Below are 12852 nucleotides of genomic sequence, written 5' to 3'. Positions count from 1 at the left end.
AAGCGATGCGTTTTGGCGTCCCGTGGCCGTAAGGTTTCGGGACGCGGCCCCACAGTGACGGGCCCGGCACAGTCGGAGGAGGAGAAAGTGGCAACACCCCCAGGCGGTTCGTCTTCGGGCAACTGGTCCTACGGCTCCGGCCAGGGCCAGGGCGGCGAAGGCGCGCCGAACCGGTACAACTTCCCCTCCGCACCCACCCCGCAGCACCAGCCCTACGCACCGGGCCCCGGGTCCTCGCCGTACGACCAGCCGTCCGCACCGCGCATCCAGCCGGTGCAGCCGCAGCGCCGCTCTCCGGACGCGGCGCCCGCCGGGGCTGCGCACAACCCCCTGGTCCGTCCGTACGCCATGACGGGTGGACGTACCAGGCCCCGCTACCAGCTCGCCATCGAGGCGCTGGTGCACACCACCGCTCAGCCGCACCAGATGCAGGGGCAGTTGCCCGAGCATCAGCGCATCTGCAACCTCTGCCGTGAGATCAAGTCGGTGGCCGAGATCTCGGCCCTTCTGACCATGCCTCTCGGCGTAGCCAGGATCCTCGTCGCCGACTTGGCGGAAGCGGGCCTGGTCGCCATTCATCAGCCCGGCGGCGACGAAAACGCCGGCGGCCTGCCTGCCGTGACTTTGCTCGAAAGGGTGCTCAGTGGACTTCGCAAGCTCTAGCGGAGGGCCTTCCCGCTCCACCACGTCCGCGAAGATCGTGGTGGCGGGCGGCTTCGGCGTGGGCAAGACCACGTTCGTCGGGGCCGTCTCGGAGATCAACCCGCTGCGTACCGAGGCCGTCATGACGTCCGCGTCCGCGGGCATCGACGACCTGACCCACACCGGGGACAAGACCACCACCACGGTGGCCATGGACTTCGGCCGTATCACCCTGGACCAGGACCTGATCCTGTACCTCTTCGGTACGCCCGGTCAGGACCGCTTCTGGTTCATGTGGGACGACCTGGTGCGCGGCGCGATCGGCGCGATCGTGCTCGTCGACACCCGCCGTCTCGCCGACTGCTTCCCCGCGGTCGACTACTTCGAGAACAGCGGACTGCCGTTCGTCATCGCCCTCAACGGCTTCGACGGCAACCAGCCGTACAACCCGGACGAGGTCCGCGAAGCCCTGCAGATCGGCCCGGACGCCCCGATCATCACGACGGACGCCCGCCACCGCGCCGACGCCAAGTCCGCGCTCATCACCCTGGTCGAGCACGCGCTCATGGCACGCCTGCGGTAGTACCGCGACCGCGCGAACGAAAGGGGCGCCCTCTCCGGGTCGGAGAGGGCGCCCCTTCGCCGTGTCCGGCCGGCCCGAACCCGTCGGCCGGACACGGCGAAGGCTCGCGCGTCCCCGGTGACCGCTGCCACGCGCCCGGGGTGACCGCCGTCACCGCGCAGAGGGCTCTGACGGGCCTGGCGGGCCGCCGGCGGGCCCGGCGGCGGAGGTCCGGACCTCTGGCGCCCCGGACGGCCCACAGCCCGCCACAGGGCCGTCACGGACGGTCGGCCTCTCGGGACCGCGCTGCCGGGCACCCCTGCCGGTCCGCCGCGGCGGACCGGCAGGGGTGCCCGGCAGCAGGCCCGTCCCTTCCCGAACGGATCCCGCTCCGCGCCGCCGTGCGCGTCGCTCCCCCGCCTGCACGGCGAAGGCCCGCCTCCCCCGTGGGGGAGGCGGGCCTTCTCGTACCGTGTCCGGGTGCTCAGCCGTGCCAGCTGTGCGGGGCGCGGAAGCCGGGCTCCCGCTCCAGCCGGCGCCAGCCGGCCTTCGCACGGCCTCGGTGGGCCGGGGCGGCGACGGGGGCGGAGGCCGCGCGGGCCAGGAGGATGGCCGTGATGGCGGCGACCTCCTCGGGCTCGGCGTGGCCCTTCTCGACGCGAATGTCAGGCATGTCCATGGGTGCGATTCTCCGTGGGAGAGAGGTCCGGGGGGTTGCCGCGGCGGGTCCGCCGGGTTACTACTGCGGCGGGTTCCCGTGCTTGCGGGAGGGCAGGTCCGCGTGCTTGGTGCGGAGCATCGCGAGGGACCGGGCGAGGATCTCGCGGGTCTCCGAGGGGTCGACGACGTCGTCGACCAGACCGCGCTCGGCCGCGTAGTACGGGTGCATCAGCTCGGCCTTGTACTCCTTGACCATGCGCACGCGCATCGCCTCGGGGTCCTCGGCCTCCGCGATCTGGCGGCGGAAGATGACGTTGGCCGCGCCCTCCGCGCCCATCACCGCGATCTCGTTCGTCGGCCACGCGTACGTCAGGTCGGCGCCGATGGACTGGCTGTCCATCACGATGTACGCGCCTCCGTACGCCTTGCGCAGGATGAGCGAGATCCGCGGCACGGTCGCGTTGCAGTACGCGTACAGCAGCTTGGCGCCGTGCCGGATGATCCCGCCGTGCTCCTGGTCGACACCCGGCAGGAAGCCGGGGACGTCCAGCAGGGTGATGATGGGGATGTTGAAAGCGTCGCACATCTGGACGAAGCGCGCAGCCTTCTCCGACGCCTCGATGTCCAGGACGCCGGCCAGGCTCTGCGGCTGGTTGGCGACGATGCCCACGACCTGGCCGTCGAGCCGGGCCAGGGCGCAGATGATGTTCCGGGCCCAGCGCTCGTGGACCTCCAGGTAGTCGCCGTCGTCGACGAGTTCCTCGATGACCTTGGTCATGTCGTAGGGGCGGTTGCCGTCGGCCGGGACCAGGTCGAGCAGCACCTCGGAGCGGCGGTCCGCCGGGTCCTCGGAGGGGACGACCGGCGGGTTCTCGCGGTTGTTGGAGGGCAGCATCGACAGGAGGTAGCGGACCTCCGCGATGCACGTCTCCTCGTCGTCGTAGGCGAAGTGCGCCACGCCGGAGGTCTCGGCGTGCACGTCGGCGCCGCCCAGGCCGTTCTGGGTGATCTCCTCGCCCGTGACCGCCTTGACGACGTCGGGGCCGGTGATGAACATCTGCGAGGTCTCGCGGACCATGAACACGAAGTCCGTCAGCGCCGGGCTGTAGGCGGCACCGCCCGCGCACGGGCCGAGCATCACCGAGATCTGCGGGATGACACCCGAGGCGCGGGTGTTGCGCTGGAAGATGCCGCCGTAGCCGGCGAGCGCGGACACGCCCTCCTGGATACGGGCACCGGCGCCGTCGTTCAGCGAGACCAGCGGCGCGCCCGCCGCGATGGCCATGTCCATGATCTTGTGGATCTTCGTGGCGTGGGCCTCGCCCAGCGCGCCGCCGAAGATGCGGAAGTCGTGGGCGTACACGAACACCGTGCGGCCGTCGACCGTGCCCCAGCCGGTGATCACACCGTCGGTGTACGGCTTCTTCGCCTCCAGGCCGAACCCGGTGGCCCGGTGCCGGCGCAGCTGCTCGACCTCGTTGAACGAGCCGGCGTCCAGCAGCAGCTCGATGCGCTCCCGGGCCGTCAGCTTGCCCTTGGCGTGCTGCGCCTCGGTCGCCTTCTCGCTCGGTCCGCGCAGGGCCTCCGCACGGATCGCGTGCAGTTCGGCCACGCGACCGCGGGAGTCCGCGGGTTCGCCGGCCGAGGATCCGGTCTCGTCCAAAACGGTCATGTAGCGACCATACGAAGCCCGGCAAGGAAAGGGGGCCGTCGACTCCGTACAGTCTCCGGCCCGTTTTACTGGTGCCACTGAACAGAACCACAGCCACATGCAGGCGATCCGACTGCTCAGGGGGCTCGTGCTTTGTAGGAGTGACACAAAGCCGTCACCCGAGAGCCACCTCACACACGAGGGTGGCACATGCCTCCCCCGGAGTGACGCGCAGCCTCAGCCGGGGCCCGGTGGCGAGCACCTCGACCCCCGGACCGGCACGCGGCACCTCGCGCACGGGGTGGTCCCAGACCACCTCCACGGGCTCCCCGGTGCGCGTCGGCCCGCTCACGCACAGGACGGCCGAGCGCCCCCTGCGGCGGACCAGCGCGCTCGCGGGCGCCGACACGGTCAGCGCGCCCGCCGTGCCGGCCGTCCAGAAGTTGGCGGCGGTGAGCCCCAGGGACGGCACGGACAGGGCCTGCCGGGCGGAATCATTGGCGAGGACGGACCACCGGTGGCGTTCGGCGGCCCGGGCGGCGACCGTGCGGCGCGAGGCGCCCGGCATGAGGACGTACGCGTAGGAGGCGTCCCGCGGGTCCGTGCCGTGGTCGATCCAGAGGGTCTGCCAGCGACGGGTCCGGCGCTCCGCGGTGCTGCCGGTGTTGATGTCGGACCACGCTCCGGCGCGGTCCTCGCGCAGGGTGCGCAGGGCGGCCCCGTCCAGCACGATCCAGCCGCCGTGCCCTTCGAGGTGGGCCCAGCGCGGACCCCGTACGAAGGCCTGTGTGCCGCCCTCCCCCAGGTTGCGGTTGTCCACGACCGTCTCGACGGGGACGCCGTCCGCCGCCGTGATCCCGGCTCCGAGGCAGACGATCGCGCCCCCGAGGCAGAACCAGGACTTGCGCGCCTCCAGCGTCGAGCCGAGCCCCTTCAGGTGCTGCCCGACCGCCGCGAACTCCCCGTCGGTCGCACCGCCGACCCAGCGGACGTCGGGCCTGGGCTCGCCCCACTCCCCGCCGGCCCGGTCGGCGAGCCGCCGGGTCGACACGGTCGTGCCGGGCAGCCGGTACCAGTCGACGGTCGGCCAGTACCAGTCGGTGTACTGGCCGGCGGCACCGCCGGTTGAGCCTTCGGCCGGGTCGTCGGCCCACCAGTAGAGCATTCCCGCGCCCGTGTGCCAGCCGCGCGGGTTCTCGCCGTTGCCGCACTCGTAGTGGGCGATCCGGTCACTGGCCATGGCGATGTTCGCGGTGAAGCCGCGGCCGCGGTGGACGGCCCGGTCCATGGCGGCGAAGAGGCGGTGCCCCGCCGGTTCGGGCGTCGGCGCCACCGCCGAGCGGTCCACCTCGTGGAGTCTCGCCAGGTCCGCCACGCCGAACTGAGGAGCCGTCAGAATGGGCTCCACGGTGCTCCGTTGGATCCAGCCCTTGATCCGTCCGTGCCAGCGTGTCCGCTCGGCCGCACTCGCCCCCCGGGCGAGCAGGGCGATCGCCGCGATCGTCGCCTGCCCGTGGAAGTGGTCGCTGCGCATGATGTTCCGGTCGTCGGCGAGGAGGTGACCCCGGCTGATCGCACGGCCGTTGACGCTGTCCATCATCAACCCGTCGTGGATCAGGGGGGCGTGGGCCCGCTCGACGCTGTCCAGGACGATCTGCCTGCCGGGGTCGGTGACCTCCCAGGGCGATCCCGCGAGCAGCGCGAACAGCCGGCCGAGCCCGTCGAGCAGCACCTGCCCGTACGTCCCCGTATAGGCCACCCGGGTGTGCTGGACGAACGACCCGTCGGCGTGGAGCCCGTCCCCGCGGGTGACGTGGGGGAAGACCGGCGACAGGGCGTCACGGGCGAGCGCGATCTTCTCCGGGGCCTTCCCCAGGACGCCGCGCAGGGCCACGGAACGGCACAGGTCGACCCGGTTGGCCCCGGTCGAGGTGCCCGTGTAGTCGCGCAGCGCGGCGTCCGGCACGAAGTGGTCGACGGCGGCGCAGGCCGCGGCCACCCGCGCGGGCGTGAGCCGGTCGTGGAGCGCCGCGACGATGTCCATGAGCAGCCGCGGGGCACCGATCTGCCACTCCCACCAGTTGCCGTAGCGCGTCGTGGAGGGGTTGTAGACGCCCTCGGAGAGGTGGTCCAGGCCGCGCAGGACGTCGGCGAGGAGGCCCTCGTCGCCCGTCGAGCCGGTGCCCTCCTGGACGTAGGCCTGCGCCATCGTCCAGAGCCTGCCGTAGCTCTGGGTGATGCCCGCCGGCGGGTCGTACGGGTGACCGGGCCAGAGCGAACCCGCGGCCGGGGCCATCGACCGCCGGAGGGCGCGCGCCAGGCCCCCGGTCCCGGCGAGGCGGGCGGCGTAGGGCTCGGCCGCCGGGTCGTAGCCGCTGCCGAGGGCGATCTCCAACCAGCGCAGGCGCAGGGTGTCGTAGGCGTCGCCGCCGGAGCCCGCGGAACCAGCGGGATCAGCGGGATCAGCGGGATCAGCGGCCGCGTCGCCGGGCCGGGCCGCGCCCGCCGCCCGCGCGCCGCCGGTGAGGGCGTGCGCGCGGGCGGCGGGCGTGAGCACGGGGCCCGCGGTGACCGCGGCGGCGAGCAGGAACGTGCGGCGGCTGGGAGTCATCTCCTAGCAGCCGCCGCAGTTGTAGTAGAGGACGTCCCAGTGGTTGCCCTCGTCCGCGTAGATGTTGCCGGAGCCCGACCGGTACTGGAGGGCCCCGTCGCCGCGCGGGCCGATGTAGGTGAAGGTGTTCTTGATGTAGTTCGTGACGCAGGTGTTCTTGCCGTAGTCGAGCTTGTAGCCGTTCCAGTGCGAGTAGGTGCCGCTCGCGTGGCCCGTCTCGGTGCCGCCGGTGATGTTGAGGGCGCAGCCGGTGGCCCGTTTGAGCGTCTGGGCGCCCTGGGCGGTCGCGAGGTTGAGCTGTTCGAAGGACGTGCAGGTGGGGGTGTTGCGGTCGGAGCAACCGCCGGACGAGGACCAGGTGACACCCACCTCGCGGAACTTCGCCGTCGCGGTGGCGTGACTGATCTTGGTGGCGGCCGCGGCCGCGGCCTCGGGAGCGGCGGCGGCACCCGACGCGCCGCCGAGGACGGCGACGGCCGGAGCGGCGACGAGCGCGAGGGCGGTGAGGGCCGAGCGGATTTTCATGGGGGCCTTCCTGCTGGTGACCGTGCGTGGCTTGGGGGCGGCTGTGCAGGGTGGGGCGAGAGGATGGTGCCCGAGGTCGACGCGTGCCCACCAGAGGGCGGGCGGATGATCTTAGGTTTAGACCAATGGCAACCGACCGTAATCGGACCGACACTCCGGAGGTTCTGTTGAAACTTGAACGGAATAGGTTTATGGTCGGTGTCGTTGAAGGTTCAACAGCTTCGGCGCAAGGCCGGGGCTCGTCCCCCAAGGAGCTAGTCATGGGTCTCTTCGGCCGCAAGGAATCGACCGACACCCCCACCGCGACGCCCGCCGCCGTGAACCCCGACCTCGCCGCCCTCACCGGCGACTACACGATCGACCCGGCCCACAGCACGATCGGCTTCGTGGCCCGGCACGCCATGGTGACGAACGTCAAGGGCGGCTTCCTCGACTTCACCGGCAGCCTGCACCTCGACGGTTCCGACCCGTCGCAGTCCACCGCGACCCTCGACGTCACGATGGACAGCATCGACACCGGTTCCGCCGACCGCGACGGCCACCTCAAGAGCGCGGACTTCTTCAAGACCGACGAGTTCCCGACGATGACGTTCCGTTCCAAGAAGGCGGAGGCCCTGGGCGGCGACGACTACCGGATCACCGGCGAGCTGACCATCCTCGGCACGACCAAGGAACTCGCCATCGACCTGGAGTTCAACGGCGCCGCGAAGGACCCGTTCGGCAACGAGCGCGTCGGCTTCGAGGGCAAGGCCGACATCCTGCGCTCGGAGTGGGGCCTCACCTGGAACGCGGCCCTGGAGACCGGTGGCGTCCTGGTGTCCGACAAGATCAAGCTGAGGTTCGACATCTCGGCGATCAAGAACGCCGCCTGACTCGGCCGACCCGGCCGACCGTGCCGATCCGCTCGGCCCCGCCGGTCCGGCCGGTCCGAACGGTGGATCCACCGGGCCCGTCCGGTTGATCCGGCCGACCGGCCGATCCGGTTGATGAGGCCGGTCCGGCCACTCAGGTCGACCGCCCGATCCGGTTGATCAGGCCCGTCCGGTTGATCAGGCCGATCCGGTTGGTTCGGCCCGTCCGGTTGATCCGGCCGATCCGTCGCGGACCATGCCCAGTACCGGGTACGTCCCGAACCCGAGCGCGCCCGCCCTCCGATCCCCCGTGGACGGACGGCGGGCGCTCCGGCGTCCGGGGGCCCGTGCCGGCCGGTTGCCGCGTCTCGCACCTGGCGTGCCTGGCCGGCCCGCTGCGCCCGCCGTGCCGTGCCGTGGACCGACGGCGCTCCGGCGTCCGAGCGCCCGCCGACCGACTGTCGCGTCTGACACCTGGCGTGCCCGCTCGGCCCGCTGCGCCTGAGCCGGCCGGTTGCCGCGTCTCGCACCTGGCGGGCCCCCTGGCCCGGCGTGCCTGCCGTGCCAGGCCCCGCCCGGCATCCTCGGCGGTCACGGATGCCGGGCTCCGAGGGTGTCTCCGGCGCCCGGGCCGGGCCCGCCCGCACCGGCCCGTTCCGGCGCCCGGCGGGCGCGGTCACCTCACGCGGCGCCCCTCCGCGAGCGCGGCCACCGCCTTCTCCAGCCGGGCCGCCCTGACCTCCGGGGTCCTCGCCTTCAGCAGCCCGAGCACCACGAGGTAGCGGTCCGTCCTGCCCAGCCCCTCGAAGAACTCCTTCGCGCGGGGAGTGCGGTCCAGCGCGGCGACCAGGTCGTCCGGGACCGTGGCCGTGCGCTGCGACTCGTACGCCGCGTCCCACCGGCCGTCCGCCCGGGCGGCCGCGACCTCCGCGAGGCCGCCGGGGCGCATCCGGCCCGCCTCGGTGAGCGCCTCGACCTTGCGCACGTTGACCATCGACCAGAGGCTTCCCGACCTGCGCGGCGTGTACTTCTGGAGGTAGTACGACGCGTCCAGTCCGCGTCGCTGCCCGTCGATCCAGCCGTGGCACAGGGCCACGTCGAGTGCCTGCGCGACGGTGACCGAGGTGAGGCCGGACCCCTTCTTGGCGATCCTCAGCCAGACGCCGCCGCGCGGTCCGGGCTGTGCGCTCATCCACGCGTCCAGCCCCGCCGCGTCCGCGAATGCCTTGATCTCCAGGCCGTCGAGAGTGCCGAGTGTCTCGTCCATGGGTCCACGGTAGGACGCAACCAGGACAGTTCTTGTCCTATATGAACTACCGTGGCCCGTTCCCTCGTTCTGCCGGTTGCTCGCTCGTTCCCCCGGGCCCGCGCCCGGATCTGCGGGACGCGATCTGGAGGCGCGGAGGCGGCCGGCGCTAGGGTGCGCCGGTGTCCGCATTCATCGAGCAACTCCCCACACTGCTGGGCGTGGCCGTCGGTGCCCTCGGTTCGTACCTCGCCATCGTGCGCGGGGACCGGGCCCGGTTCCGGCGCGAGCGGACGGCCCGCTGGGAGGAGCGGCGCCTGTCCCTGTACGCGGACTACGCCCGGGCGCTGAAGAGGACGGTGTCCCTGACCTACCGGGTCGCCTCCCACCTGGGCAACGACCCGCATCCGCACCCCCTGTCGCCCGAGGAGGCGGCACCGCACATGGCCGAGGCGCTCGACGCCCGCGACCCGGTCGGCGAGGCGCTGCTGATGCTCGGCTCGCCCGACGTGGTCGACCGGGCGCGCCAGTGGGTCGTCGCCGTGATGGAGATGGAGCGCTTCCTGGAGACGCGGGTGCGGGACCCCGACGCATGGGCGGACCTGCTGAACCGCCAGCGGGCCGCCCGCGAGCGGTACTACGTGGCGGTACGCGGCGACCTCGCGCTCCCGCCGGGCCACTCCGGCCGGTGGATCCTCGAACCCCCTCCCCCCGGCCCGTGAACCGCCGGGCGCGGCCTCGCCGCCGCCCGGGCAGGATGCAACTCGCCTCCGGCGAAGCGGCGTTGCCCGGGCCCGGCGGCGGTGGATATCCCGGTGCGGTCCGGCGGCCGGCCGGTTAGCCTCCCGGGATGACCTGGCTTCCTCCCGACTTCGTCCATCCGCTGCGCGTCGACGTGCCCGGCGGACACCATCTGCGCCCGATCAGCGGGGCCGACGCGGCGATCGACTACCCGGCGGTGATGGGCTCGCGCGAGCGGCTGTGGTCCATCTACGGGGAGGCCTGGGGATGGCCCGCCGCCACGATGACGTACGAGGCGAACCGGCTCGACCTGGAGCGGCACGCGGCCGAGATCACCGCCCACGAGTCCTTCAACTACGTCCTGTTCGACGAGGCGGAGACCACCGAGTACGGCTGCGTCTACATCGACCCTCCGGAGAAGGCGGGCGCCGACGCCGAGATCTCCTGGTGGGTCGTCGACGACAGCGTGGGGACCGCCCTGGAACGGGACCTGGACGCGCTCGTGCCGCGCTGGATCGGTGAGGCGTGGCCCTTCGAGCGGCCGAGGTTCGTCGGCCGGGACCTGTCGTGGAAGGAATGGCTGGCCCTGCCGGAGTGAGGCGGCCCGCGCCGCGGGGACCCGTGCGCGCCACGCCGCATGCAGAACCGGCGCCGTGCAGAACCGGCGCCGTGCAGAACCGGCGCCGTGCAGAACCCTGAGGAGACGCGGGGAGCCCGGGGCCGTGGAGAGCCGGGCGGGGCGCGCGCCGGGACTGGGCGGGAGCGCCGGGCCGGATGGGGGTGGCGTGTTTTCGCCCCTTGTGGCGGCGGTCACGGCGTTCCCATAATCCATCGACAGAATTGACCGGCTCATGCCATGAACAACGCGGCTTCCTGTCGTGTGAATTGGCATGAACCTGCAAATTCTGCGCCGGTCCGCCGGCCCGTATGTCAACCCCCCACGGAAGGCATCACGTTGAAGAACCTCATCAAGGCGCTCAAGAGATGCGCCGTCGCCGGCGCCGCGGCGCTCGCGGTCATCAGCCTCCAGCCGCTCTCCACCGCGCAGGCCGCCCCGGCCCCCGTGGTCGGCGGCACCCGCGCCGCGCAGGGCGAGTTCCCGTTCATGGTCCGGCTCTCCATGGGCTGCGGCGGGGCGCTCTACACCCAGCAGATCGTGCTCACCGCCGCGCACTGCGTGGGCTCCACCGGCAACAACACCGGCATCACCGCCACGGCCGGAGTCGTGGACCTCCAGTCGACCAGCGGCCGGGTCCAGGTCCGCTCGACCAAGGTCTACCGGGCCCCCGGCTACAACGGCACCGGCAAGGACTGGGCGCTCATCAAGCTCGCGCAGCCCATCAACCTGCCGACCCTGAAGATCGCCACGACGACGCAGTACAACTCCGGCACCTTCACCGTCGCGGGCTGGGGAGCCGCCCGTGAGGGCGGGGCGCAGCAGCGCTACATGCTGAAGGCGACCGTCCCGTTCGTCAGCGACTCGGTGTGCCGGTCGTACGACCAGTACGAGGGACTCGTCCCCGCCGAGGAGATCTGCGCGGGCTACGCCGCGGGCGGCGTCGACACCTGTCAGGGCGACTCCGGCGGCCCGATGTTCCGCAGGGACGGCGCCGGCGCCTGGATCCAGGTCGGCATCGTGAGCTGGGGCATCGGCTGCGCCCAGCCCGAGGCGCCCGGCGTCTACAGCGAGGTCTCGACCTTCGCGTCGGCCATAGCCTCGGCGGCCGCGACCCTCTGAGAGCGCGACCGGTACCGACCGTACGACCGGCACCACCGCCGCGACCCACCCGCCTCCACACACGGCACACGCCACACGGCCGTCCGCACGGGGGCACGGGTGACGCGGCCAGGGGCCCGGCGCCATCAGGCGCCGGGCCCCTGCTGCGTCACCACGCGTCCGGCGCCCCAGGCATGCGGCCGACACGTACCCGGGTATCGAGTGTCCCCGCGTCTTTCCTACAGGTCAGAAGCCGCCGCCGAAGTCGCCGCCACCGCCCCCGAAGTCACCGCCGCCGCCGAAGCCGCCTCCGAAGTCACCCGAGTCGAAGTCGCCGCCGGAGACGTCCCCGCCCTCGTACCCTCCGGCGCCGAAGTCCCCCTGGCCCGATCCGTAGTCGGCCGCGTACGACGGGGTGGCCATGATCGAGCCGAGCAGTGTGCCGACGAGCAGGCCGGGGAGGATGCCTCCGCCGAAGTAGCCGCCGGCCCAGGGGCCGTACGCCGGTCCCGCCTCCCAGTAGGGGCGGCGGCCCGAGTCCGTGTCGACCTCCCGGACGGCCGGTTCCCCGCCCTCCGCGAGGCGTGCCCGGTCGGCGGCGCACACCGGCACCTCACGGGTCGCCCCGCCCGGGGGTGTCCACTGCGCGTCGGCCACCGAGGGGCCGTGCCGGGGGTCGAAGAAGCAGGGGGCCCGGCGCTCGGGCACGGGCCGGCCCTCGCGGCGCGCCGCGAGCACGGCGAGCGCGAAGCGCCCGTCCTCCAGCGACTGGGTGACGGCCCGCACGTCCTCGGGACGGCCGGCCGAGGCCATGAACGACTTCGCCTTGTCGTACGAGTCGAGGGCGCGCTCGTAGTCGGCGCGCATGGCGTCGTCCGCGCCCTTCTCCGACGGGTGGAAGTCGAGGCGGTCGAGCTCCTCGCCGAAGGCCGTGATGTCCTCGTCCACGACGACGCGCAGCTTCTCCAGCGCCGCGCGCTGCTCGGCCTCCTTGCGGCGGCGGTTGCGGCGGACGAGCGCGTACGCGGTCGCGCCGCCCGCGGCGAGTACGGCGCCGGCCCCGACCAGAGCGCCGGCGTCGACGCCCTCGTCACCGCCGCCGCCCCAGCTCGCGGGGGCGCGGCCGCCGATGTTGGCGAGGGCCCGGTCGGTGAACTCGTCGAGCTGGGCGGCGGTGTCCTCGCCCTGGACGCTGGTCACGAGATTGCGCACGCCGTCGCGCGACATGACCGAGGAGTCCGCCCGGGCGTCGAACTGGTCGCCGAGCCTGACCGCGTACAGCCCGGTGACGCCGGTCGCGGTACGCAGGTTCTGGAAGAGGTCGCCCTTGGGGAAGTCGGCCGGGAGCACGGCGAGGAAGACCGGCTTGTCCGCCTTCTCGATCTTCTCGGCCAGGGCGTCGGCCTCGGTGGGCGACAGCTGGTCCGACACGGCGGGGTCGACGTACACAGGGCTCTCCCGCAGGGCGTCGGCCACCTTCGAGACGTCCGTGGCGGCATGCGCCCCGGTGGTCCCGACGGACAGCACCGCCAGGGCCGCGAACGCGATCAGGAGGAGGGTGAGTCCACGGTGCAGTGCGGCCTTCATACCTTCGAAGCTACTCCTGGGCGCGCGAAAGCGAATCTCGTGCCCGGCGGGCGGGAGGT

Annotated in this window: 12 protein-coding genes; 6 read left to right on the top strand and 6 right to left on the bottom strand. The window is 72.6% G+C overall.

Annotation, left to right across the window (positions count from 1 at the left end; translation table 11 throughout):
* Positions 1 to 87 precede the first annotated feature (87 nt).
* Both IE265_RS22020 and IE265_RS22015 read left to right on the top strand, forming a co-directional pair.
* The gene (locus IE265_RS22020) at positions 88 to 663 is read left to right on the top strand and encodes a DUF742 domain-containing protein (RefSeq protein ID WP_190037382.1); all 576 of its coding nucleotides are present in this window, start codon (positions 88 to 90) and stop codon (positions 661 to 663) included.
* A complete protein-coding gene (locus tag IE265_RS22015) occupies positions 644 to 1225 on the top strand; it encodes a GTP-binding protein (protein WP_030793786.1) in 582 nt (193 codons plus the stop codon). Before IE265_RS22020 ends, IE265_RS22015 begins: the two co-directional genes overlap by 20 nt.
* A gap of 463 nt (positions 1226 to 1688) precedes the next feature.
* Here the strand turns inward: IE265_RS22015 and IE265_RS22010 are convergent, their stop codons facing one another.
* From IE265_RS22010 to IE265_RS21995, 4 genes are all read right to left on the bottom strand, one after another.
* Positions 1689 to 1883 carry an acyl-CoA carboxylase subunit epsilon gene (locus tag IE265_RS22010; protein WP_190037381.1) on the bottom strand — a complete coding sequence of 65 codons (195 nt, stop codon included), beginning with the start codon at positions 1881 to 1883 and terminating at the stop codon, positions 1689 to 1691.
* A gap of 60 nt (positions 1884 to 1943) precedes the next feature.
* Positions 1944 to 3536 (bottom strand): acyl-CoA carboxylase subunit beta, encoded by a 1593-nt coding sequence (locus IE265_RS22005; RefSeq protein WP_190037380.1) that lies wholly within the window; start codon positions 3534 to 3536, stop codon positions 1944 to 1946.
* A 154-nt stretch (positions 3537 to 3690) separates the two neighbouring features.
* Positions 3691 to 6126: a polysaccharide lyase 8 family protein gene (locus IE265_RS22000; protein WP_190037379.1), complete on the bottom strand. Its 2436-nt coding sequence runs from the start codon at positions 6124 to 6126 to the stop codon at positions 3691 to 3693.
* 3 nt (positions 6127 to 6129) lie between these two features.
* Positions 6130 to 6651, bottom strand: coding sequence for a hypothetical protein (locus IE265_RS21995; RefSeq protein ID WP_190037378.1), 522 nt, complete (start codon positions 6649 to 6651; stop codon positions 6130 to 6132).
* A 260-nt stretch (positions 6652 to 6911) separates the two neighbouring features.
* Here IE265_RS21995 and IE265_RS21990 point away from each other — a divergent pair, with 260 nt between their 5' ends.
* A complete protein-coding gene (locus tag IE265_RS21990) occupies positions 6912 to 7523 on the top strand; it encodes a YceI family protein (RefSeq protein WP_190037377.1) in 612 nt (203 codons plus the stop codon).
* A 655-nt stretch (positions 7524 to 8178) separates the two neighbouring features.
* Here the strand turns inward: IE265_RS21990 and IE265_RS21985 are convergent.
* Positions 8179 to 8769 carry a YdeI/OmpD-associated family protein gene (locus IE265_RS21985; protein ID WP_190037376.1) on the bottom strand — a complete coding sequence of 197 codons (591 nt, stop codon included), beginning with the start codon at positions 8767 to 8769 and terminating at the stop codon, positions 8179 to 8181.
* 161 nt (positions 8770 to 8930) lie between these two features.
* Between IE265_RS21985 and IE265_RS21980 the strand changes: the two genes are divergently transcribed.
* From IE265_RS21980 to IE265_RS21970, 3 genes are all read left to right on the top strand, one after another.
* Positions 8931 to 9470, top strand: coding sequence for a hypothetical protein (locus IE265_RS21980; protein WP_190037375.1), 540 nt, complete (start codon positions 8931 to 8933; stop codon positions 9468 to 9470).
* 128 nt (positions 9471 to 9598) lie between these two features.
* On the top strand, positions 9599 to 10087 hold the full coding sequence (locus tag IE265_RS21975) for an N-acetyltransferase (RefSeq protein ID WP_190037374.1): 489 nt from the start codon (positions 9599 to 9601) through the stop codon (positions 10085 to 10087).
* Between the two features lie 357 nt (positions 10088 to 10444).
* On the top strand, positions 10445 to 11227 hold the full coding sequence (locus IE265_RS21970; RefSeq protein WP_190037373.1) for a S1 family peptidase: 783 nt from the start codon (positions 10445 to 10447) through the stop codon (positions 11225 to 11227).
* A gap of 225 nt (positions 11228 to 11452) precedes the next feature.
* On the opposite strand, the gene IE265_RS21965 is transcribed toward IE265_RS21970, so the two are convergent.
* Positions 11453 to 12793: a hypothetical protein gene (locus IE265_RS21965; RefSeq protein ID WP_190037372.1), complete on the bottom strand. Its 1341-nt coding sequence runs from the start codon at positions 12791 to 12793 to the stop codon at positions 11453 to 11455.
* Positions 12794 to 12852: the final 59 nt, after the last annotated feature.

It is taken from the genome of Streptomyces fructofermentans, assembly GCF_014651055.1.
In the GTDB taxonomy this organism is placed as follows: Bacteria; Actinomycetota; Actinomycetes; order Streptomycetales; family Streptomycetaceae; genus Streptomyces; species Streptomyces fructofermentans.
This window is presented reverse-complemented; position numbering and strand designations above follow the sequence as displayed.

Excerpts from the sequence above, each read along its gene's own strand:
- IE265_RS22010 (WP_190037381.1), bottom strand. The coding sequence starts at position 1,883 with ATGGACATGCCTGACATTCGCGTCGAGAAGGGCCACGCCGAGCCCGAG.
- IE265_RS22005 (WP_190037380.1), bottom strand. The coding sequence starts at position 3,536 with ATGACCGTTTTGGACGAGACCGGATCCTCGGCCGGCGAACCCGCGGAC.
- IE265_RS22000 (WP_190037379.1), bottom strand. The coding sequence starts at position 6,126 with ATGACTCCCAGCCGCCGCACGTTCCTGCTCGCCGCCGCGGTCACCGCG.
- IE265_RS21995 (WP_190037378.1), bottom strand. The coding sequence starts at position 6,651 with ATGAAAATCCGCTCGGCCCTCACCGCCCTCGCGCTCGTCGCCGCTCCG.
- IE265_RS21990 (WP_190037377.1), top strand. The coding sequence starts at position 6,912 with ATGGGTCTCTTCGGCCGCAAGGAATCGACCGACACCCCCACCGCGACG.
- IE265_RS21985 (WP_190037376.1), bottom strand. The coding sequence starts at position 8,769 with ATGGACGAGACACTCGGCACTCTCGACGGCCTGGAGATCAAGGCATTC.
- IE265_RS21975 (WP_190037374.1), top strand. The coding sequence starts at position 9,599 with ATGACCTGGCTTCCTCCCGACTTCGTCCATCCGCTGCGCGTCGACGTG.
- IE265_RS21965 (WP_190037372.1), bottom strand. The coding sequence starts at position 12,793 with ATGAAGGCCGCACTGCACCGTGGACTCACCCTCCTCCTGATCGCGTTC.